We start from the raw sequence: 21,339 nt of genomic DNA on the forward strand, positions 1-21,339 counted from the left end.
TGAATAAAAGCGGCGCGAAGGCGTCGCTTTGGGAAGAATGAGGTAGTTCCATGTCTGATCACCGCACTGACGGCGAGAAGAGCAACAAGTTGCTGTATTGCTCTTTCTGTGGCAAATCGCAACATGAAGTGCGCAAGTTGATCGCAGGTCCGCAGGTGTATATCTGTGATGAATGCGTTGACCTGTGCAACGACATTATTCGTGAAGAAATCAAAGACATTTCGCCAAAACGGGATGGTAATAAACTGCCAACGCCGAAAGAGATCCGCAACCACCTCGATGATTATGTCATCGGTCAGGAACATGCGAAAAAAGTGCTGGCGGTTGCTGTCTATAACCACTACAAACGCTTACGCACTGTTGGGCAAAAACAAGATGTTGAGCTTGGCAAAAGTAATATTCTGTTAATCGGCCCAACCGGTAGTGGTAAAACTCTGCTGGCTGAGACTTTAGCCCGTCTGCTTGATGTGCCATTTACCATGGCAGATGCGACGACTTTAACCGAAGCGGGTTATGTCGGTGAAGACGTCGAAAACATCATTCAGAAATTGCTGCAAAAATGCGATTACGATGTAGAAAAAGCCCAGCGTGGTATTGTTTATATCGATGAAATCGACAAAATTTCGCGCAAATCCGAGAATCCGTCAATCACACGCGATGTGTCGGGTGAAGGTGTGCAGCAGGCCCTGTTGAAGCTGATTGAAGGCACAGTGGCATCTGTACCGCCGCAAGGTGGCCGTAAACATCCACAGCAGGAATTCCTGCAGGTTGATACGTCAAAGATCTTGTTTATCTGTGGCGGCGCTTTTGCAGGCCTGGATAAAATCATCGAGCAGCGTAGTGCCAAAGGCTCCAGTATTGGTTTTGGCGCCCAGGTGAAAAGCAAAGAATCCAGCCGTAGTCTGACTGAAAGTTTCCGTGACGTAGAGCCGGAAGATTTAGTGAAATTCGGTTTGATCCCTGAGTTTATCGGTCGTCTGCCAGTCGTAGCCACGTTAACAGAGCTGGATTTAGCGGCACTGATGCAAATTCTGAGTCAACCGAAAAATGCACTGATCAAACAGTTTGGTGCGCTGTTCCAGATGGAAGGGGTTGAGCTCGAGTTCCGCGAAGATGCACTTAAAGCAATTGCACAAAAAGCAATGGAGCGCAAAACCGGCGCCCGTGGTCTGCGTTCAATTGTTGAAGGCGTATTGCTGGAGACGATGTATGAACTGCCATCCATGCAGGATGTGGCTAAAGTAGTGGTTGATGAGACCGTGATCCGCGGTGAATCGCAGCCGATCCTGATGTATCAGAACCCGGAAAAAGTCGCTGCAGAATCACATTAAGCGCCAGCTGCCACGCAGCATTGCGCATTGATATTAAAAGGGGCTTCGGCTCCTTTTTTTTTGACCTGATTCAATATCTTGCCGCACATTTAATCAAAGGTATGTCACAACAGGCATTTTTTTTGCTGTGGCGTTGAACTGAAGCTTTTGAACCCCATATACTCCTTATCTCACGCCTGCAGTAACTAATTCGAGAGTAATTCTAATGACAGAAGCAACAGTCGAACGTTTGCACATGCCCGTGCTGGCATTACGCGACGTAGTCGTCTATCCGCATATGGTGATCCCATTATTCGTCGGGCGGGCAAAGTCCATCAAGTGCCTGGATGCGGCCATGGACAAAGACAAACAAATTTTTCTGGTGGCGCAGAAAGACGCGACACTAGACGACCCGGCTGAGGCTGATTTGTTTACCGTCGGGACTGTCGCCACGATCCTGCAATTGCTGAAACTGCCGGATGGTACCGTGAAGGTGTTGGTGGAAGGTGGGCGTCGTGCCAAATTAGCCGGTTTCACTGAAACCGACAAAACCTTTATGGCCTATGTCGATGTGATTGCATCACCAGAACTGGATAGCCGTGAGCAGGAAGTATTCCTGCGTTCAGCGGTGAACCAGTTCGAAGGCTACATCAAACTTAATAAAAAAATTCCACCGGAAGTGTTAACTGCACTGTCGGGCATCGACGACGCCGCGCGCCTCGCCGATACCATGGCTGCACACATGCCGTTGAAAGTCGAGGATAAGCAAAAAGTACTCGAAATCATCGACGTCACTGAACGCCTCGAATATCTGATGGCGATGATGGAATCGGAAATTGACATCCTGCAAGTTGAACGGCGGATCCGTAGCCGTGTGAAAAAGCAGATGGAAAAAAGCCAGCGCGAGTACTACCTGAACGAGCAGATGAAGGCGATCCAGCGCGAGCTTGGCGAGCTCGATGATGCTCCGGACGAATTTGAAGCGATCAGTCGTAAAATCGAAGCGGCACAGATGCCAACTGAAGCAAAAGACAAAGCCAGTGCTGAGTTGTCCAAACTGAAAATGATGTCACCGATGTCTGCTGAAGCGACTGTCGTTCGCTCTTATATTGACTGGCTGACGCAAGTGCCTTGGAAAGCCCGTTCTAAAGTGAAGAAGAATCTGGCGCTGGCTGAAGAGGTTTTGAATGCCGACCATTATGGTCTAGACAAAGTGAAAGAACGCATTCTGGAATATCTGGCAGTACAACAACGTGTCAACAAATTAAAAGGGCCGATTTTGTGTCTGGTTGGTCCTCCGGGGGTCGGTAAGACGTCTTTGGGTCAGTCTGTTGCCAAAGCAACGGGTCGCAAATATGTGCGGATGGCGTTGGGTGGCGTGCGGGACGAAGCGGAAATTCGCGGGCACCGCCGTACCTACATTGGCTCAATGCCTGGCAAGATCATCCAGAAAATGGCCAAAGTAGGTGTACGTAATCCGCTGTTCTTGTTGGATGAAATCGACAAGATGGCATCAGATTTCCGCGGTGACCCGGCAGCGGCGCTATTGGAAGTATTGGATCCGGAACAGAATTCATCTTTCAGTGACCATTATCTGGAAGTGGATTATGACCTGTCAGATGTGATGTTCTTCGCAACCAGTAACAGTCTGAATATCCCTGAAGCTTTGCTGGACCGGATGGAAGTGATTCGTCTGTCCGGTTATACCGAAGATGAAAAATTAAATATCGCGAAACAGCATCTGGTCAATAAGCAAATCGAACGCAACGGCTTGAAAAAAGGCGAGTTGACCGTTGAAGATAGCGCCATCATTGGCATTATCCGCTATTACACGCGGGAAGCCGGTGTGCGTAGTCTGGAACGCGAGATCTCCAAACTGTGCCGCAAAGCTGTGAAGCAAATACTGCTGAACAAAGCGGTCAAGACAGTACGCATTGGCCAGGACAATCTGGAAGAGTTTTTGGGTGTCCAACGTTTTGACTATGGTAAAGCCGAAGACAGTAACCGGATTGGTCAGGTCACAGGCCTTGCCTGGACATCTGTAGGTGGTGATTTGTTAACGATTGAAGCAGCAGCAGTAGTGGGCAAAGGCAAACTGACGCACACAGGCTCGCTAGGCGATGTGATGAAAGAATCCATCCAGGCCGCTATGACTGTAGTCAGAAGCCGTGCGGAAACGTTGCGCATCAACGAAGACTTCTATGAGAAACGCGATATCCATATCCACGTGCCAGAAGGTGCCACACCAAAAGATGGTCCGAGCGCAGGTATTGCGATGGTCACAGCATTGGTATCCAGTCTGACCGGCAATCCGGTGCGGGCAGATGTTGCGATGACCGGCGAAATTACCTTGCGTGGCGAAGTATTGCCGATTGGTGGGTTAAAAGAGAAGTTGTTGGCAGCGCACCGCGGTGGCATCAAACGAGTCTTGATCCCACATGACAACGTGCGCGACTTAAAAGACATTCCAGATAACGTCAAAGGCGACATCGAAATTTGCCCGGTAAAATGGATAGATGAGGTGCTGGAACTGGCTTTACAGGAGCCGCCAACCGGTATGTCTGTGATCACTGAAGAAAAAAAGAGCACAAGAGCCAAAAAAACCCAAAAAAATCCGGTTTAGGGGCTTTTCAAAAGCTCAGGCTGTGCTAATTTAGGGGCAGTTTCGGTGCAGCCCTTGTAGGACAAGGGCTGGCGAGACACCAAGAATTTTTCAGGACCCTTGGATTTGTGCTTGCAAGCCTGTTTATGGCTTGATATAACAAAAGCCGAACACAAGAATGTACTTTGAATCTGGTTGTAGAAAATAATAACAATTGAAGGGGATGATATTGTGAACAAGTCTCAACTTATCGACAAAATTGCTGCTGGTGCAGACATTTCTAAAGCGGCAGCGGGTCGTTCTCTTGACGCGTTCATCGAAGCCGTTACTGAAGCTTTAAAGGAAGGTGACTCAGTTGCGCTGGTTGGTTTCGGTACTTTCGCAGTACGCGAGCGTGCAGCCCGTACTGGTCGTAACCCACAAACTGGCGAAACGATCCAAATCGCTTCTGCGAAGATCCCTTCTTTCAAGCCAGGCAAAGCGTTAAAAGACAGCGTGAACTAAGAAACGCTGATCCGGCGCGCCGGGTAAGTGATTCGGGCTCAAAGGAACCCGTGCCTGTTGCCACTGTCGCTCAGATGACAATCAACTAAGGTCGTTACAGTTCCTTCACAGCTTCTATAAAAAAGGCGCATCTGATAAGATGCGCTTTTTTTTTAAGCCAGCTATTGCAGCGAAAAGAGATAAATCAAGCATGTTAGAAAAGATCAGAGATGGTTCGCAGGGCATTATTGCTCAGGTCGTGCTGGGCCTCGTTATCCTGACGTTTGCGGTTTCAGGCGTCAGCAGCTACTTCGGTAACAATGCCGACCAACCGGTTGCCGTCGTCAACGGCGAAGAAATCAGCCGGACGAAGTTTGAACAAAGCTATCAGAATGAGCGGGCACGGATGGAACAGCAGTTTGGCGAGATGTTCGCCAGCTTAGCTGCTGATACCAATTACATGAACAATTTCCGTAATCAGGTATTAGAGCGTTTGATCGACGAAACGCTGTTAAAACAACAAAGCACGGTGTTTGGCATTGCGATCAGCGATCAATTTTTAAAAGACGCTGTACTGAAAATGCCAGAATTTCAAGTTGACGGTGCTTTTAATAATGACCGCTACCTGGCTGTGTTACGTCAGAGCAATCTGACAGCCAATCAACTACGTGATCTATTGCGTGAGCAATATAGCCGCAATCAGTTGTTAGTCGGTCTGGCGGGCTCTGACTTTGCCTTACCAGGCGAAATGAAATCACTGATGACTTTACAACAGCAAACTCGCGATATTGAGTACGCCACCGTGAAAGCTACAGAGCTGGCAAAAGACGTTAAGTTTGATGATGCTCAGCTCAATACCTGGTACCAACAGAATCAAGCGCGTTATGCAACGCCGGAACAGCTGTCATTACAGTACGTTGAGTTAAACGCTGCTGATTTAGCCAAAGACATTCAAGTGAATGATGGCGACATCAGTGCATACTACAATGCCAACCTGAGCCGCTATCAGGGTGAAGAGCGCCGTCGCGTGTCGCACATTCTGCTGGAATCTGCAGAAGACAATGCCGATGTAAAAACCAAAGCCGAAGGTATTCTGAAAGAACTGCAGGGCGGGGCTGATTTTGCGGCGCTGGCGAAGCAGCACTCTGCAGACACAGTATCTGCTGAAAACGGTGGTGATTTAGATTTCATCACGAAAGGCGTGATGGAACCTGAGTTTGAAACGGCAGCCTATGCATTAAACAAAGCCGGTGATTTATCGGCGGTGGTCAAAACGTCATTCGGTTACCACATCATCAAACTGACTGAAGTTGAAGCGGCCAAAGTGAAAAGCATTGATGAAGTGAAAGACACTATTGTTGCGGCTGTTAAATCTGAAAAGTCAGCAGAGAAGTTCGCCGAGTTACAACAAAAGCTCGCTGAAGTTAGTTTTGAAGTGGCGGATAATCTGGAAGATGCAGCAACTGCTGTTGGCGCTAAAGTCCAGACTGCAGCCATGTTCAGCCGTGCGACAGCACCTGGCGCGCTGAATTCACCTAAATTCCTTGATACGGTGTTTAACGCTGATTTCATTAGCGCAGGCACAAACAGTGATGTTGTTGAACTAGCGCCTCAACATGTAGTGGTCGCGCGTCTGGTTGAGCATCAGCCAGCGAAGAACAAGACCTTTGATGAAGTCAAAGCTGAAGTACAGGCGGCTTACATTGCTGAGCAATCAGCAGAGTTGGCACAGCAAAAAGCTGCGGCATTATTGGCTGAGTTACAGGCCGGTAAAGCGATCAGCGAACTGGTTGCTGCTAATGGTCTGACACTGGAGAAATCGGTTGCTACCGCCCGGTTTGGTGGTGCACTGGATGCGGAGATCCGTACCAAGGCGTTTGAGTTGGCAAAACCAACCAAAGACAAAACCGTAAGTTTCGGCAGCACTAAACTGCAAAGTGGTGATGCAGCGCTGGTATTGGTCAGTAAAGTGACTGATGTTCCTGCACAAGGTGAGCCAGCGCAGGCAGAGCTTGATAATCTGGCAAACCAACTGAGTCAGTCTCACTTTGCTATTGTGCAAAAAGCACTGCGCGAAAGGTCAGAAATCAGCCGTAATCTGGCAGTGTTGACCGCAGCAACTGAACAACAGTAACGTTGACTAATATGAAAAAGCCCGCGTTGCGGGCTTTTTTTATGGCATGAACAGCGTTGGCTGACATCCAGTGACACTAACGCTGCCATGACCGTCCGCGCTGCGACTCAGTATTGCACGCTGTTAATCAGCTTCCGGCTGAATTCGTGAACCGGGTTAGCGAAAATCTTAGCCGTAGGACCGTAGTCGAGGCATTCGCCACGATGTAGCACCATCGTATGATCAGCAAAGTGTCGTACCAGCCGCAGTTGGTTCGTGATCAGCAGATAGGCAATGCCGGTGTTTTGCTGCAGTTCCAGCAACAGATTAACGATTTGTGCCCGTAATGACGGATCCAATGCTGTTAGTGCTTCATCCAGGATCAGTACTTTTGGGTCCAAGATCAGGGCACGCGCTAGCGCAACACGTTGCAGCTGTCCACCAGAGAACATATGCGGATAATAATTGGCGTGTTCATTTAACAATCCTAACAGCCTGAGCGTCTGGCTGATCTTCTGTTCACGCTGGTCAAAACTCAGCACAGTACTGTAGCGCAACACCGCATGCAGGATCTCGGCAATTTTCTGATTTGGGTTTAATGAGCGGGCTGGGTCCTGAAAGATATAGCGGATGAACTGATTCGTTTTGCGATATTCGCTGCAATTAATCTGACTGCCGGCATACCAAATTTCGCCTTGGTCCGGTTGTTCAATCCCAACCAACAGTTTTGCCAGCGTGCTTTTGCCAGAGCCCGTTTCGCCTACAACAGCTAGTGTTTCCCCAGCTTGTAGGGTAAAGCTGACACGAGCCAGCGCAATGACTTCTTTATGGTTAAACAGGCCGGTCGCTTTACGATAGGTTTTGCCAAGGTTGCGTACTTCGATCAAATCACTCATCGGCAACGCTCCGCTGAATTGGAAAATGGCAGCTGAAAAAGTGGTTTTGCTGGCGCTCAAGTTGTGGTGTTTTCACACACTCTTTACGAGCGTTAGGGCAACGTGGCCCCAACCTACAGCCGATCGGCAAGTGTTGCAGCGTGGGGATGCTGCCGTGTAAAGCATACAGTTGTTGTTTGAAGCCTAGATCTGGCTGGAACTCTGGCACACTGCGGATCAGCGCATCGGTATAAGGGTGCCGTGGGTTTTGCAGCAAGTCCGCGGTATCACCGGCTTCAACCAGCTGACCACAATACAACACGCTCAGCGTGTCAGTATTTTTGGCGACCGTCTCCAGTTCGTGACTGATCAGCAGAATAGACGTACCTTTGAGCTGATTAAAGCTTGCAAGCAGGCGGAATAGTTGTGCTTGAGTAGTGCTTTCCAGTGCGGTCGTCGGTTCGTCGGCGATCAGTAGTTTAGGATCTTTGGCGATGGCCATCGCAATAGATATTTTTTGACATACCCCTTCTGACAGCTGATAGGGATAACTGTTCAGCACGGCCTGATGATCACGGATGCCGACTTTGTGCAGTAAATTCACTGCGCGTTTGCGGCGGAAATAGCCGCGTTGCCACCAGGATACACCTTCGACTAAGTGGTCGGGTACGGATTCAGCCAGTTGCTCGCCTATTGGCGCTGTTGGATCCATGCTGCGGCTGGGTTCCTGATAGATCATCGCAATATCACGGCTGATGATCTCACGTTGCCGTCGATAAGGTAGTCTTAACAAATCTTCGCCACACCAACTAAAGCGGTCGGCAGAGATATGCCAGCGTTCATGTAAAACGCCCATAATCGCTTTGGCAATCAAACTTTTACCTGAACCTGACTCACCAACCAGACCGCGAACTTCACCTTCTTTTAGCGATAAGTTGACGCGGTCTACGGCACGGACAATACCGTCAGGCGTTTCCAGTTCCAGGGTCAGATTGCGGATATCCAATAACTGCATCAGCTTTCCCGCCGTTTTTTCATCGCTTTGCGCAGGCCGTCGCCGACCAGATTGATCGACAATACAGTGATAAAAATCAATAAACCGGGTAGGGCGACAGTCCAAGGGGCCAGATAAATCGAATCGAGTGCGTCGGCGACCATACTTCCCCATTCCGGAGTCGGTGCCTGTGCGCCTAACCCAAGAAATCCCAGTGCAGCAATATCGAGAATGGCGGTCGATAAGGCCATCGTAAACAATAGCGAAACTGGTTCCCATAGATTGGGTAACACCACCGACCAGAGGATTTGCCAGTTATTGGCACCATCCAGACGATAGGCGATCACATAATCCTGCTTCAGTTGTTGTTGAATAGCGTTGCCAACGCCATGAACAAATTGCGGTAATAAAGCCAGCATAATGGCCCAGATCGTATTCATCAGGCCTGGGCCGAGTACAGCAACTATCACGATGGCCAACAGCAGGCTGGGAATGGTCAGTGCAAGATCAAGCAGGTGGTTAAAAATACTGGATTGGACCCCACGTGTCATACCGGCCAATGCCCCCAGCAACAAGCCAATGAGCATCGAACCCAATACGGCCAGTATGGCCAAACCAAAGCTATAACTGGCACCCAACATCAATCGGGACATCAGATCCCGGCCCAAATCGTCGGTGCCAAATGGATAAGACACCAAACCATTGCCTTGCCAGGACGGCGGCAGCAGCAATAACTCAGAGTTTTGTAAGTAGGGGTCATGTGGGCTGACGAAAGGACTAATCACCGCAAGCAGGACTAGCACAGACAATATAATCAGGCCAAACAAAGCAAAGTGCTGTGGCACAAAATGCCGCCACAGCAGCTGGTACGGCTTTTTATTGTACTCTTCGTAATACAAGCGCAACTTTTTCATCAGAGCTTCCGCGCCAGTGGGTTAAACAGCGTATGCAAGATCTCGGTCAGCATGTTGACGCAGATCACCAGACTCGAAACCACCAGCAATCCCGCTTGGATCGCCGGATAATTACGCTGATAAATGCTGTCGATCAGCCATTGTCCGATCCCCGGCCAGGAGAAAATAACTTCGGTCAGCATCGCAAGCGTGATCAGCGTACTGAACTGGAGGCCTACCTGGCGGGTGACCGGCAACAGGGCATTACGCAGACCATGCCGGTACAGCACCTGAGCACGCGACAATCCTTTAGCTCTGGCGGTTTTGATGTAGTTCTGTTCCAGCACTTCGAGCATTGACTGGCGGACAAAGCGGATCATCACGTTGGTCGGATAGCTGGCCAGAATTAAAGTTGGTAATGCTAGGTGCAATAAAGCGTCGTACGCTGCTGCGCTGCGGTCAATGGCAGGTGTCAGCAGAATATCGATAAACACAAAGCCGGTTTGGGCCGGTACCTCAAACAGAACGCCAAGGCGGCCTGACGTGGGCAGCCAGCCTAGTTGCAGTGAAAACAACATAATACAGACCAGCGCCAGCCAAAAAACCGGCATGGAATAGCCAATCAGCGCCAACCCGGATATGAGTTTGTCGAGCACACTGTCTTTTTTTACTGCCGCCAATAAGCCGAGTGGAATACCAACCAGCAGGCTCAGGCAAAGTGCATACGATGCCAGTTCCAAAGTCGCCGGCAGCACCCGGTCAATCTCGTGTAGTACACTCTGTTGACTCGCGAACGATAGTCCCCAATCGCCGGCCAGTAATCTACGGTTGTATTCGATATATTGTTGCCACAGACTTTGGTCCAGTCCAAGGGTGTGCTGCAATTGCTGGTGTTGTTCCGGCGTGATATCACGTAAACCGGTGAGGTTACTCACCAGATCACCAGGGAACAGATAGTTCAGGCTAAAAACAAAGATGGTCAACGCTACAAAGACAAAGCCAAGTAAAAACAATCGACGGGCGAGATAGCGCAAGATCATGGTGTTTTCCCGGCATGGACAAAACTGATACCGCCATAGGGGTTAATACTGACACCCTGAACCCTGCTGTTTTTGACCTGAAAGCGTTTAGAGTGGGCGATTGGCACCAGTGGCATTTGTTCCTGCAGATATTGCTGGGCTGCCAGATAATAACTGCGACGCTGTGGTACATCGGTGGTTTGCAAAGCACTCGCGATGAACTGGTCAAAATGTTCATCACACCAGTTGGCTCGGTTGCTGCCGGATACTGCTGCGGCGCAGCTTAACAGTGGCCGCAGGAAATTATCCGGATCTGCATTATCGGCCGACCAGCCAATCAACACTGAATCATGTTCTCCCTGACCCAGTTTGCGGCGAAAGGTATTCCATTCGTAAGACACAATCCGGGCCCGTACACCAATGACCCGCAAATCAGCCTGGATCAGTTCCGCCATTTTTTGTGCATTCGGATTGTACATGCGCTGCACAGGCATGGCCCAGATGTCGAGGTTAAAACCATTGGGATAACCGGCTTCTTTTAATAACTGGCGAGCTTTTTCCGGGTTAAAACTGTCGGAAGACGTCTCTTTTCGGTATGCCCAGGAGTTGGGTGGCAGTACAGAAGTTGCTTCTTCGGCCTGGCCGAAATAAACCGCCTGCAAAATATTGGGTTTATTGATCGCTAGGCTCAGCGCCTGTCGCACTTTGACCTGATTAAATGGTGCTCTTTGCGTATTAAAGGCCCAGAAGCCAACGTTCATGCTGGTTTGTTGATCCACGCGAAAATCGGCACGATTTGACAGCATTTGCAATTCTGCCAAGCGCGGGATAGGTGCAACATCACACTCCTGCGTCAACAGCTTCGCCAAACGCTTGGTATTATCCGGCACAATATCGATCACCAGTTGCGCCAGTGAGCCATGCTCGCGCCAATACGCCGGATGCCGGTAATAGCGGATCAGGACGTCTTTCTGGTATTCGCGGAACATAAAAGGTCCGGTGCCGATTGGCAGCAAATCGAGGTGCGCTTTTTGGTTGCTCTGTACCAGAGTTTGGCCGTATTCCGCCGATAAAATCGCGGCAAAGTCGGTCGCGAGAACTGATAAAAATGAGCTGTCTGGCTGATTCAGCCGGAATTCGACCTCATCACTACTAAGTGCGGTGACGCTTTGAATGCGTTGACGCCACTCGATACTATCAAAGTATGGGTACTCAGTTGCTGTCTGAAAAAACGGATGATCAACCAACAACATCCGGTTGAAGGTAAAAGTGACATCTTCGGCGTTTAGTGCGCGTGTCGGTGAAAAATAGGTCGTATGGTGGAATTGCACATCGTGACGAAGCTTAAACCGATAGGACAAGCCATCAGCGCTGACTTGCCAACTATGCGCCAAAGCAGGTTTTAATGCACCACTAGACGGGTCGATATCTAGCAGCCGGTCATACAAATGTTGGCTAATCGCATCAATGGTGGTGCCCGAAGTGACCAGCTGCGGGTTAAATGTTTCTGGTGAGCCTTCGGCACAATAGACCAGTCCATTGATACTATCAGTAGAGGTGGCCGGCTGGCAGGCAGCTAACCACAATACCAGACTGAGGCTGCCTAAACGGCTTTGGGTTGAATTCATTGTTGGCTGTCTAACAGTTTGTATTTTTTCATATAACCACGAAGTTGATGATACGTCAGATTTAATGCATCCGCAGTCTTTTTCTGGTTGTACTGGCAAGCAGCCAATGCTTGTTTAATCAGGGTGACTTCGTAGTTTTCAGACAGCAGTTTAAAATCCTGTATCTGCGAAAAATCAAATTGCAATGCCGATGTCGCGGGTGTCGGTGCTGGCGTGTGTACCACATGGGGAGCAGAGCTGGTGCCTGGTGTTGCAAACGGCGCACTGATTTGGCGGTCAACAGTCCGGACCCGGGCTTGCGGGCGAAATGGAGATGCAAATGGGTCAAACAGGATATCGTGGACCGGCACGTATGGATTGTTGGTGCGATACACGCTGCGTTCGACCACATTTTTCAGTTCCCGAACGTTACCCGGCCAATCATAATCCATCAGTTGGCGTTTGGCTTTGTCGCTAAATCCGCTGAATAGCTCGAAGTTCAGTTCGCGCGCCATGTTAATAGCAAAGTGCTCAGCCAGTTGCATGATATCTTCTTGTCGCTCGCGCATCGGCGGCAGCGTGATCACATCAAAGGCCAATCGGTCTAGAAGGTCAGCACGAAACTCACCGCGCTCAGCCATCCCAGGTAAATCTTCATTCGTCGCGCAGACTAACCGCACATCTACTTTAATAGGTCTGCTGCCGCCGACTCGTTCAAATTCGCCATATTCAATCACCCGCAATAATTTTTCCTGCACCAGCCCCGGTGTATTGGCTAGCTCATCGAGAAACAAAGTGCCGAAATTAGCGCGTTCAAAGCGGCCTTCATGGCGTTTACTGGCACCGGTAAAAGCGCCGGCTTCGTGGCCAAACAGCTCACTTTCCAACAGATTTTCATTTAGTGCTGCGCAGTTCAACGTCAGATAATTTTGATCCCAGCGTTGCGATAAGTAATGCAGCCGCGCGGCAATAAGCTCTTTGCCGGTGCCGCGTTCGCCGATAATTAACACTGGTTTATTCAGTGGGGCAATCTGAGACACCTGATCCAATACGTTGAGAAAGCTGTTAGATTGGCCTATCAGGTTGTCTTGTTGAAATGAGCGTGCCATGGGACTGCCATTAAGTGGTTAAATTTGCTAATTAGTAGTCTATTTGAAAGCAAGCTTCGGCAACAGCGTTTAATGAAAATAAATAAATCTCATAAATACAATGACATAGGTATGTTTGCAGAGTTGGCAAGGATCCTGAATAAGACTATCTGACTCAATCAGACACCAAACGAGGTAAACATCATGGGTATTTTCTCTCGCTTCTCAGACATCGTGAATTCAAATATCAACGCACTGTTGGATAAAGCTGAAGATCCGGAAAAAATGGTTCGCCTGATCATTCAGGAAATGGAAGATACATTAGTCGAAGTGCGTTCAACCTCTGCCAAAACCATCGCAGAGAAAAAAGAATTGCAGCGTGTGGTCAGTCGACTGGAAGAAGATGTGGCCGACTGGCAAGGAAAAGCCGAACTGGCGCTTAGCAAAGATCGTGACGATTTAGCCCGCTCTGCGTTAATCGAAAAACAGAAAGCTGCAGATCAGGCTGCTTCTGTTAATGCTGACATTGCAAATTTAGATTTACATATCAGCAAGTTACAGGATGAAGTGTCGCAGCTGCAGGAAAAGCTGGCGGATGCCAAAGCGCGGCAGAAAACTATGCTGATGCGTCAGCAAACGGTAGCATCGCGGTTAGAAGTGAAAAAATCACTGGATAGCACCCGCTTAAACGATGCGATGTATAAGTTTGAACGTTACGAACAAAAGATCGACAATCTGGAAGCTCAGGTCGAATCTTACGATTTAGGTAAAAAGACTCTGCGCGATGAATTCGCAGAGCTGGCTTCTCAGGACAAAATTGATTCTGAACTGGCAGCGCTGAAAGCAAAAATGAACCAAGAGAATAACGCCTGATTATCAGGCGTTTCTGGAGCCGAACATGGATATTACCGAAGCTTTTGCGATACCGATGATCATCTTTATGATTTGTGTGGCACCGATCTGGATCATTATGCACTATCGCAGCAAACGCAAAATTTCAGAAGGCCTGTCTGAACATGAACTGGCGCAACTGAATGATTTATCAGTGAAAGCTGAGCGAATGGCGGACCGGATCAAAACGCTGGAGGCCATCCTGGATGCTGACGCACCAAACTGGAGGCGTAAACATGAGTAGCAAACGTCGCGAGCTGTTGCGGGATGACCGCAATGGCAAAATCGCCGGAGTCTGTGCCGGTATTGCCGATTACTTCGGTTGGGAACTGTGGCTGGTGCGTGTGGTAGTTCTGGCATCAGTATTACTGGGTTTCGGCGGTATTTTACCGGTCCTATACCTGGTTGGTTGGATAGTACTGGAGAAAAAGTCCGTGGCCGAACAACGCAGTGGAGAGCCAGTTCGCGCTGCTGCAGAGCGGCCGGTGGAAGTAAAAACCCGTGTCTGGCAACGCGGTGAAGCACCACCTAGAGCACTGAATCACCTTAAACAGCAGTTTGACAGCATAGAATACCGGCTGCGTGATATGGAATCTTATGTCACATCCAGCAAGTTTCAATTACATCGTGAGTTTAATAAACTTTAACGTACGGCGATAGCCGCTCATCAACCGCAGGAAGTGTGTATCTGATGGAATTTCACCTGCCAGGCCGCGCCAGAGAACTTGGGCAACGTCTGGCGAATCAGCATCTGCGTTTAGGGATAACTGGTGTCAGTGGTGCAGGGAAAACTGCATTTCTCACCAGTTTCATCCATCAGCTCACCAACACACAACAGTCGCCGCTGCCGTTTTTTCAGGTGATGCAACAACAGCGTTATCTGGGAGGGCAGTGCGTGCCTAACCTGATGACACAACGTGCTCGTTTTCCATTTGAATCAAATTTGCAGCAATTGCAACTGGGTCAATGGCCTTCGTCCACGACGGCGCTGAGCCAAATTACCCTGCAATTGCGATATAAACCACAGAGTCCTTTAAAACAAAAACTACTGGATTGGCAAACACTGACGCTGGAGATCACTGATTATCCCGGTGAATGGTTGCTCGATCTGCCCATGTTATCTCTTGATTATGCGACCTGGTGCGATAATGTCTGGTCGATGTTAGACACCGAAATCGTATCAGCACTTGCAGAATCGTTTCGCCGGCAACTGCAGCTGGCCGATACGGCCGGTGGGCCCTTGGTACTGCAGCAGTTGACCGATCTGTACCAGCAGTTGTTGCAAACCCTGAAGCAACAGCAACTGAGCCTGATCCTGCAGCCTGGGCGGTTATTGCGACCGGCTGAACTGGCTGGCGCTCCGTTACTACAACTATTTCCATTGTTACCCACTCAGCTGAAGCAGGGCAGTATTTTGGCGCGCCAGCTTCAACAGAATTTCGACGATTATAAGCACAAAGTCGTCGCTCCATTTTATCGGGACTATTTCGCTGGGCTCGATCGTCAGGTGATTATGGCTGACTGCCTCGGGGCGTTGAATCGAGGACATCATGCTATGCAGCAATTGCAACAGGCATTGATGTTAATCATGCAGCATTTTTCTTACGGCCCCGATAGCTGGTGGCGCCGGATCTGGCAGCCCCGTATTGATAAAGTGCTATTTGTCGCCTCCAAGGCTGATTTATTGACCCCAGACCAGCACCGCAATCTGTTGTTATTGTTACAGCAGATGCTGCAACAACCACTTTATCAACAACGCTATCAACGCTGTGAAACTGAAGCACTGGCTGTCGCTGCAGTTGTTAGTTCTGAACTGGGTCAGGTGAAAACGCCGGCAGGTAACAAGCCATGTCTGCGCGGTCGGATGGCCACGACCGGAGAACTGCAGTTGCTTTATCCGGGTGAAGTACCACTATCCATGCCATCGCCACAGTTGTTTCAGCACCATCAGTTTGCTTTTCCGGAGTTTCTGCCGCTCGTTGGTTCGGGGTCGTCCTTTCCAGAGCAACTGCGCATGGACCAGGCGCTGCAATTTTTGCTTGGAGATCATCTGCAATGAAACCACTAAAAACAGCAGAGCAATTCAATCTTGATGAGTTTGTCAGTGTGAAGTCGGCTGCTGAGATGCCGTTGGCACAGCCACAACAATTTTCTGCCGATGCATTTGTATCAGGAAGTGAAGTACCAGCCAGTCTGAACGAAGTGCCCAAGGCGGTCAAAACAGCGGGTATATCGCGCTGGCTCGGAATTGGCCTGAGTCTCGTGCTGTTGGTGGCGTTGCTGCAATGGGTTGAATTTGTCCGGGACAGTCTGAATAGTAGTGTGTTGCAGGGCGGCGCTGCACTGGCACTGACAGGTTTTGGTCTGGCAGCTCTGGCGAAAACCTTATGGAGTAGCTGGCGCGGCCGGCGTCAGCATGCAGAACGCCAATACTGGCGGCAACAAGGTTCAGCCATGCAAAATAGCCTGCAGTACGGGCAGGCATCGGCGTTATGTCAGCGCATGTTAAAACAAGTGCCTGTTTCGGCCGACGCTTTTTATGCGCAGCACAATGCGCAGCATTCAGATGCGGAAACACTACAGTTATTTGATTTGTTGATTTTGCAGCCACTGGATCAGCAAGCCGCTGCGCTGATCAGTGCGGCGGCGAAACAGGCTGGCCTTGCTGTTGCATTAAGCCCATTTGCGCTGGCGGACATGGTGCTGGTCAGCTGGCGAGCTTGGCGTTTGATGGCCGAATTGTCAGCACTCTATGGTATGAAGGTTGGAATCATCCAACGTTTACAGTTTATAAAGCAATTTGCCAATTTACTGTTTTGGACCGGAGCGACTGAACTCGCGATTGATATTGGCGGTGATTTTCTGGGGGTAGAGTTAAGTAGTAAATTGTCGGGCCGCGCCGGACAGGGCGTGTTGGCAGGCCTGATGCTGGCTCGGCTCGGCCGGTTTGTCCAACAGGAACTGCGGCCTTTGCCACTGCTAACACAACAGGCAACGGTGCAACCCTTGTTACAGTCATTATTACAACGTTTGTTGCAACGCTCTCCTGCACAATAATATTTACAAATCAGCAGTTCGGACCTGTCGCAACGGCGCCGCAAACGGACAGACAGATGTCTGCATGCCTTGTCGTGGTTATAACTTGTTTGCTTAATTGTTTGATAAAATTATCTAAGCAATCAGGTTATTATGAGCAGTAGCAGTAAACACGCAGAAACGATGTGCATCCATGCCGGCAAAACCTATGATCGGCAGTTTGGTAGCCTTGCCACCCCGTTGTATCAAACTTCCACATTCGTATTTGATAGTGCCGAGCAGGGCGCCGCGCGCTTTGCCGGTGAAACCGAAGGGTATATTTACACCCGACTTGGCAATCCGACTACCCGCGAACTCGAGCTCAAAGTAGCCGCGCTGGAAGGCATGGCGGACGGAGCGGCGACAGCCACCGGCATGGGCGCAGTGGCTGCTGCAACCTTGGCTTTCTTGCAGCAAGGTGATCACCTAATCGCCAGTCATGCGATTTATGGCTGCAGTTTTGCGCTGTTTAATCATCAGTTTGCCCGTTACGGCATCGAGGTCAGTTTTGTTGATATGACCGACCACGCGGCCGTCGAAGCCGCACGCCGGCCCAATACCCGAATGCTGTTCGCTGAGACGCCGATTAATCCCAATCTGGTGGTGTTGGATCTGGAATTCCTCGGTCGGTTTTGTCGCCAACATCAGATTAAATCAGTGATCGATAACACTTTCCTGACGCCATTACTGCAACAGCCGGCGCGATATGGCATCGATATCATTATCCATAGCGCGACCAAATATCTGAACGGTCACGGTGATGTCGTCGCCGGCATTATTCTGTCTGACGCCGAAACCATCCAGACCATCAAGCTGACGACTCTGAAAGATATGGGGGCGACAATTAGCCCACATGATGCCTGGCTTATCATTCGGGGCTTGAAGACTTTGTCGGTGCGGATGGAGCGGCATTGTCAGAACGCGCAACGTGTAGCGGAGTTTTTGCAAGCGCATCCGGCAGTGGCCACTGTGTATTATCCTGGTTTACCCGGTCATCCAGGCCACCGATTTATCGGCACTCAAATGAAAGCCGCCGGCGGTGTACTGGCGTTTGAATTGAAAGGCAGCCTCGACGATGGCCGGTATTTTATCAACCAATGTGAGTTATTGAGCCTGGCGGTCAGTCTGGGCGATGCTGAGTCGCTGATCCAACATCCGGCATCAATGACCCATAGTCCTTACTCTGCGGAAGAGCGCAGGCTTGCTGGTATCAGCGACGGACTTATCCGTATTTCGGTTGGCCTTGAGCATGTGGATGACATCATTGCCGATCTACAGCAAGCCTTGGTAAAGATGCAGTTACAGCAAAAATAATGATGTAAAACAAGCTGATATATTTTTTCTGCGTCAGCTTGTACATTTTATTGCACAGTTGTGCGGACGTCAGTTTGAGGCGCTGGGTTAACAGCTCAGATGCAATCTACTAGGATGCCAGCCATTCAGCCAGCCCACCCGAGGCCGGCAAGCAGAATTAACAGGTTGTAACATGACATCTTACGTATCCCGTGAATCGGATGCCAACGGCATTATTGCCTGGTCCGATGAAGAGAACCAGATTTGGTCAGATCTGATCAAACGCCAGCTCAGTTGCATTCAAGGCAAAGCCTGTAATGAGTACATGGCAGGTCTGCAACGACTAAATCTTTCACAAGATCGGATCCCTCAGCTGCACGAAGTGAATGCCGTTCTGCAGGCGACCACTGGTTGGCAGTGTGCCGAAGTGCCGGCCCTCATTAGTTTCGATCGTTTTTTTGAATTGCTGGCGAATAAGCAGTTCCCGGTCGCCACTTTTATCCGCAGCCGTGAAGAATTTGACTACCTGCAGGAACCAGATGTATTCCACGAAATTTTTGGCCACTGCGCCATGCTGACTCATCCAGATTTCGCCGAGTTCACTCACATGTACGGCAAGCTTGGACTGGCAGCCAGCAAGCAAGATCGGGTATATCTGGCCCGTTTATACTGGTTCACCATTGAATTTGGTCTGATCGATACCCCAGACGGGTTGCGCATCTATGGTGGCGGCATTCTGTCATCACCCGGCGAAACCCAATATGCGATCCATTCGGATATTCCTGAACGTAAGGTGCTCGATGTGGTTGATGTGTTCCGCACGCCATATCGCATCGACATTATGCAACCCATTTACTTCCGCATTCAGAGCATTCGCCAGCTGTTTGACATTGCACAGATGGACCTGATGACACTGGTGCAGCATGCGAAAACGCTCGGCCTGCATGCGCCGAAGTTCGCGCCGAAAGAGAAAAAAGCCAGTTAATATTTAACGATAAAGAGCATTACAATGACTGAACTTGCCACACAAAAATGTGAAGCGTGCCGCGCCGATGCGCCGCGCGTATCTGATGAAGAATTACCGCAATTGATGCGACAAATTCCGGACTGGACTCCAGTGGTTCGGGATGGCATTTTGCAGCTGGAACGCGAATATAAATTTAAGAACTTTAAGTTGGCTTGGGCTTTCCATCACAAAGTCGCGGAGATGGCAGAAGCGGAAGGTCATCATCCGGCCTTGCTGCTGGAATGGGGCAAACTGACGGTGACCTGGTGGTCACATTCTATCAAAGGCCTGCATAAAAATGACTTTATTTGTGCTGCCAAGACAGATGCGCTGCTGACTGAATAAACCAGTTTGCAGCATTGAATGAAGCTGCTCCGGCAGCTTTTTTTTCGGGTTGGATTTGATAGAAATTCCGGCTCTCGTTCACAAAAGTTTACAAAAGAGCTGGTCTGAAGCTTGTGCTTTGCCGTATGATAAAACTACCTGTCATCTCGCAAGGTTGTCATTCAGATGCGCTTAGAAATCCATTGTCAGGACCGCGTTGGTATCGCTCAGGAAGTGTTAAATATCCTGGTGTCGTTTCAGATTGATTTGCGCGGTATCGAAGTTGATCCCGAATTAGGCCGCATGTTTGTTGCCTTTCCTACGGTCGATTTCGAAAAATTTCAGGAGTTAATGGCGAAGATACGCCGTATTCCTGGCGTCGAAGACGTCAAAACCACTGCATTTATGCCCTCAGAACGTGAACACAATGAGCTGTTCACGCTGTTAAAAACGCTGCCGGATGGTGTGATCGCTATCGACACCAAAGCCAATGTTACCGTGATCAATGAAGCCGCACTTGATGCTTTAACGCTGCAACGTTACGAAGTTGCGGGTTTGCCTTTGTCGCCTTTGGTAAAAGGATTTAATTTTCAGCGCTGGTTGGAAAGTGATGATGTGTTGGCGCAAACCCGCAAAATTGAAATTCATGGTAAGAAATTTATCGCGGATATTCTGCCGGTGATGGTGCCGGCAGAAGCAGGTCATGAAATTCTGGCCGGAGCCGTGATCACGTTAAAATCAGAGAGCCGTCTGGGTGAGCAGATGGTAGCGTTTAAAAAAGGCGATCAGGAAAGCTTCAATGCCATTCAGGCCAGCAGCAATTTGATGCGCAAAGTGGTGCGGGAAGCGAAAAAAATGGCGCAGCTTGACGCGCCGATTTTAATTACCGGTGAAACAGGGACCGGTAAAGAGTTGTTGGCGCGGGCTTGTCACGGAGCCAGCAGCCGCACCGGCAAACCTTTCCTTGCCGTCAATTGTGCTGCGTTACCGGACAATGTCGCAGAGTCAGAATTGTTTGGTTATGGGCCGAATGCATTTCCGGGCACGACGGAAGGTAAAAAAGGCATTTTTGAGCAGGCCAACCGCGGCACTGTGTTTTTGGATGAGATTGGCGAGATGTCGCGCGAGATCCAGACCAAGCTGTTGCGGTTTTTACAGGATGGCAGTTTTCGCCGCGTAGCCGATGAAAATGAAGTGCGGGTCGATGTACGGGTGATCTGTACCACGCAGAAAGATTTGCCAGGCATGGTGCAGGAAGGGCGTTTTCGGGAAGATTTATATTACCGCCTGAATGTACTGACTTTAGTGTTGCCGCCGCTTAGGGACCGTAAGCAGGATATAGTGCCACTGGCAGAACACTTTATGGCCCGTCTGGCTGCGCGACTTGGGCGTAAACCACCGAAACTCACCGAAAACTGTGCCAGTTTCATCCAGCAATATCCGTGGCCAGGCAACGTCCGGCAGCTGGAAAACGCGCTGTATCGTGCGGTGACTCTGCTCGAAGGGGCAGAGCTCGACAAAGAACAGTTGCAGTTACCAAGTTACACCAATGACTTTGGTTATCTGGAAAAAGATTTTGATGGCACGCTGGACGAGGCCGTGAAACGTTTTGAAGCCAGTTTATTGCGAAAACTATTCCCGGCTTATCCAAGTTCGCGTCAATTGGCGAAAAAACTTGGTTTAAGTCATACCGCTGTGGCAAACAAATTGCGCGAATACGGCATTAATCGCAAGAGTGTAAAAATTTAATTACACTTTGTCCTGCA

The 21,339-nt window shown here is 49.6% G+C and carries 19 protein-coding genes; 13 read left to right on the forward strand and 6 right to left on the reverse strand.

Going from position 1 to position 21,339, the window contains the following annotated elements; genetic code table 11:
- Positions 1-50 precede the first annotated feature (50 nt).
- The 4 genes from clpX (at position 51) to ACFFJP_RS07290 (ending at position 6,529) form a co-directional block, all read left to right on the forward strand.
- Positions 51-1,331 carry an ATP-dependent protease ATP-binding subunit ClpX gene (clpX, locus tag ACFFJP_RS07275; protein ID WP_208930954.1) on the forward strand — a complete coding sequence of 427 codons (1,281 nt, stop codon included), beginning with the start codon at positions 51-53 and terminating at the stop codon, positions 1,329-1,331.
- A 205-nt stretch (positions 1,332-1,536) separates the two neighbouring features.
- A complete protein-coding gene (gene lon, locus ACFFJP_RS07280) occupies positions 1,537-3,933 on the forward strand; it encodes an endopeptidase La (protein WP_377241947.1) in 2,397 nt (798 codons plus the stop codon).
- A gap of 210 nt (positions 3,934-4,143) precedes the next feature.
- Positions 4,144-4,416, forward strand: coding sequence for a nucleoid-associated protein HU-beta (gene hupB / locus ACFFJP_RS07285; RefSeq protein ID WP_031565609.1), 273 nt, complete (start codon positions 4,144-4,146; stop codon positions 4,414-4,416).
- Between the two features lie 190 nt (positions 4,417-4,606).
- Positions 4,607-6,529 carry a SurA N-terminal domain-containing protein gene (locus tag ACFFJP_RS07290; RefSeq protein ID WP_377241949.1) on the forward strand — a complete coding sequence of 641 codons (1,923 nt, stop codon included), beginning with the start codon at positions 4,607-4,609 and terminating at the stop codon, positions 6,527-6,529.
- Between the two features lie 107 nt (positions 6,530-6,636).
- Here ACFFJP_RS07290 and ACFFJP_RS07295 read toward each other — a convergent pair whose 3' ends face one another.
- The 6 genes from ACFFJP_RS07295 to pspF are packed head-to-tail and all read right to left on the reverse strand — an operon-like array spanning position 6,637 to position 13,005.
- On the reverse strand, positions 6,637-7,404 hold the full coding sequence (locus ACFFJP_RS07295; RefSeq protein ID WP_377241951.1) for an ATP-binding cassette domain-containing protein: 768 nt from the start codon (positions 7,402-7,404) through the stop codon (positions 6,637-6,639).
- Positions 7,397-8,398 (reverse strand): peptide ABC transporter ATP-binding protein, encoded by a 1,002-nt coding sequence (locus ACFFJP_RS07300; RefSeq protein ID WP_377241953.1) that lies wholly within the window; start codon positions 8,396-8,398, stop codon positions 7,397-7,399. Before ACFFJP_RS07300 ends, ACFFJP_RS07295 begins: the two co-directional genes overlap by 8 nt.
- A complete protein-coding gene (locus tag ACFFJP_RS07305) occupies positions 8,398-9,291 on the reverse strand; it encodes an ABC transporter permease subunit (protein ID WP_377241955.1) in 894 nt (297 codons plus the stop codon). The genes ACFFJP_RS07300 and ACFFJP_RS07305 overlap by 1 nt, the downstream gene beginning before the upstream one ends.
- Positions 9,291-10,310, reverse strand: coding sequence for an ABC transporter permease (locus ACFFJP_RS07310; protein WP_377241957.1), 1,020 nt, complete (start codon positions 10,308-10,310; stop codon positions 9,291-9,293). Before ACFFJP_RS07310 ends, ACFFJP_RS07305 begins: the two co-directional genes overlap by 1 nt.
- Positions 10,307-11,917 carry an ABC transporter substrate-binding protein gene (locus ACFFJP_RS07315; protein ID WP_377241959.1) on the reverse strand — a complete coding sequence of 537 codons (1,611 nt, stop codon included), beginning with the start codon at positions 11,915-11,917 and terminating at the stop codon, positions 10,307-10,309. Before ACFFJP_RS07315 ends, ACFFJP_RS07310 begins: the two co-directional genes overlap by 4 nt.
- Positions 11,914-13,005 carry a phage shock protein operon transcriptional activator gene (pspF, locus tag ACFFJP_RS07320; RefSeq protein WP_377241961.1) on the reverse strand — a complete coding sequence of 364 codons (1,092 nt, stop codon included), beginning with the start codon at positions 13,003-13,005 and terminating at the stop codon, positions 11,914-11,916. Before pspF ends, ACFFJP_RS07315 begins: the two co-directional genes overlap by 4 nt.
- A 183-nt stretch (positions 13,006-13,188) precedes the next feature.
- Between pspF and pspA the strand changes: the two genes are divergently transcribed.
- The 9 genes from pspA to tyrR all read left to right on the forward strand — a co-directional run bounded on the left by pspA (position 13,189) and on the right by tyrR (position 21,322).
- On the forward strand, positions 13,189-13,857 hold the full coding sequence (pspA, locus tag ACFFJP_RS07325) for a phage shock protein PspA (protein WP_377241963.1): 669 nt from the start codon (positions 13,189-13,191) through the stop codon (positions 13,855-13,857).
- A 25-nt stretch (positions 13,858-13,882) separates the two neighbouring features.
- On the forward strand, positions 13,883-14,119 hold the full coding sequence (pspB, locus tag ACFFJP_RS07330) for an envelope stress response membrane protein PspB (protein WP_377241965.1): 237 nt from the start codon (positions 13,883-13,885) through the stop codon (positions 14,117-14,119).
- Positions 14,112-14,522 (forward strand): envelope stress response membrane protein PspC, encoded by a 411-nt coding sequence (gene pspC / locus ACFFJP_RS07335; protein WP_208930965.1) that lies wholly within the window; start codon positions 14,112-14,114, stop codon positions 14,520-14,522. The genes pspB and pspC overlap by 8 nt, the downstream gene beginning before the upstream one ends.
- 44 nt (positions 14,523-14,566) lie before the next feature.
- Positions 14,567-15,934, forward strand: a complete 1,368-nt coding sequence (locus tag ACFFJP_RS07340) for a YcjX family protein (protein ID WP_377241967.1) — start codon at positions 14,567-14,569, stop codon at positions 15,932-15,934.
- Positions 15,931-16,932 (forward strand): TIGR01620 family protein, encoded by a 1,002-nt coding sequence (locus ACFFJP_RS07345; protein ID WP_377241969.1) that lies wholly within the window; start codon positions 15,931-15,933, stop codon positions 16,930-16,932. Before ACFFJP_RS07340 ends, ACFFJP_RS07345 begins: the two co-directional genes overlap by 4 nt.
- A gap of 132 nt (positions 16,933-17,064) precedes the next feature.
- Entirely contained in the window at positions 17,065-18,264 is a 1,200-nt protein-coding gene (locus tag ACFFJP_RS07350) for a trans-sulfuration enzyme family protein (RefSeq protein ID WP_377241971.1), read from the forward strand.
- 172 nt (positions 18,265-18,436) lie between these two features.
- On the forward strand, positions 18,437-19,228 hold the full coding sequence (gene phhA, locus ACFFJP_RS07355; protein WP_377241973.1) for a phenylalanine 4-monooxygenase: 792 nt from the start codon (positions 18,437-18,439) through the stop codon (positions 19,226-19,228).
- A gap of 24 nt (positions 19,229-19,252) precedes the next feature.
- A complete protein-coding gene (locus ACFFJP_RS07360; RefSeq protein WP_377241975.1) occupies positions 19,253-19,594 on the forward strand; it encodes a 4a-hydroxytetrahydrobiopterin dehydratase in 342 nt (113 codons plus the stop codon).
- A gap of 165 nt (positions 19,595-19,759) precedes the next feature.
- Positions 19,760-21,322 carry a transcriptional regulator TyrR gene (gene tyrR, locus ACFFJP_RS07365; protein WP_377241977.1) on the forward strand — a complete coding sequence of 521 codons (1,563 nt, stop codon included), beginning with the start codon at positions 19,760-19,762 and terminating at the stop codon, positions 21,320-21,322.
- Positions 21,323-21,339 lie beyond the last annotated feature (17 nt).

It is taken from the genome of Rheinheimera tilapiae, from assembly GCF_042432165.1.
Classification (GTDB): Bacteria; Pseudomonadota; Gammaproteobacteria; order Enterobacterales; family Alteromonadaceae; genus Pararheinheimera; species Pararheinheimera tilapiae.

Excerpts from the sequence above, each read along its gene's own strand:
- pspF (WP_377241961.1), bottom strand. The coding sequence starts at position 13,005 with ATGGCACGCTCATTTCAACAAGACAACCTGATAGGCCAATCTAACAGC.
- ACFFJP_RS07315 (WP_377241959.1), bottom strand. The coding sequence starts at position 11,917 with ATGAATTCAACCCAAAGCCGTTTAGGCAGCCTCAGTCTGGTATTGTGG.
- pspB (WP_377241965.1), top strand. The coding sequence starts at position 13,883 with ATGGATATTACCGAAGCTTTTGCGATACCGATGATCATCTTTATGATT.
- ACFFJP_RS07305 (WP_377241955.1), bottom strand. The coding sequence starts at position 9,291 with ATGAAAAAGTTGCGCTTGTATTACGAAGAGTACAATAAAAAGCCGTAC.
- ACFFJP_RS07310 (WP_377241957.1), bottom strand. The coding sequence starts at position 10,310 with ATGATCTTGCGCTATCTCGCCCGTCGATTGTTTTTACTTGGCTTTGTC.
- tyrR (WP_377241977.1), top strand. The coding sequence starts at position 19,760 with ATGCGCTTAGAAATCCATTGTCAGGACCGCGTTGGTATCGCTCAGGAA.
- clpX (WP_208930954.1), top strand. The coding sequence starts at position 51 with ATGTCTGATCACCGCACTGACGGCGAGAAGAGCAACAAGTTGCTGTAT.
- ACFFJP_RS07300 (WP_377241953.1), bottom strand. The coding sequence starts at position 8,398 with ATGCAGTTATTGGATATCCGCAATCTGACCCTGGAACTGGAAACGCCT.
- ACFFJP_RS07295 (WP_377241951.1), bottom strand. The coding sequence starts at position 7,404 with ATGAGTGATTTGATCGAAGTACGCAACCTTGGCAAAACCTATCGTAAA.
- pspC (WP_208930965.1), top strand. The coding sequence starts at position 14,112 with ATGAGTAGCAAACGTCGCGAGCTGTTGCGGGATGACCGCAATGGCAAA.
- ACFFJP_RS07345 (WP_377241969.1), top strand. The coding sequence starts at position 15,931 with ATGAAACCACTAAAAACAGCAGAGCAATTCAATCTTGATGAGTTTGTC.
- lon (WP_377241947.1), top strand. The coding sequence starts at position 1,537 with ATGACAGAAGCAACAGTCGAACGTTTGCACATGCCCGTGCTGGCATTA.
- ACFFJP_RS07290 (WP_377241949.1), top strand. The coding sequence starts at position 4,607 with ATGTTAGAAAAGATCAGAGATGGTTCGCAGGGCATTATTGCTCAGGTC.
- ACFFJP_RS07350 (WP_377241971.1), top strand. The coding sequence starts at position 17,065 with ATGAGCAGTAGCAGTAAACACGCAGAAACGATGTGCATCCATGCCGGC.
- phhA (WP_377241973.1), top strand. The coding sequence starts at position 18,437 with ATGACATCTTACGTATCCCGTGAATCGGATGCCAACGGCATTATTGCC.
- ACFFJP_RS07340 (WP_377241967.1), top strand. The coding sequence starts at position 14,567 with ATGGAATTTCACCTGCCAGGCCGCGCCAGAGAACTTGGGCAACGTCTG.
- ACFFJP_RS07360 (WP_377241975.1), top strand. The coding sequence starts at position 19,253 with ATGACTGAACTTGCCACACAAAAATGTGAAGCGTGCCGCGCCGATGCG.
- pspA (WP_377241963.1), top strand. The coding sequence starts at position 13,189 with ATGGGTATTTTCTCTCGCTTCTCAGACATCGTGAATTCAAATATCAAC.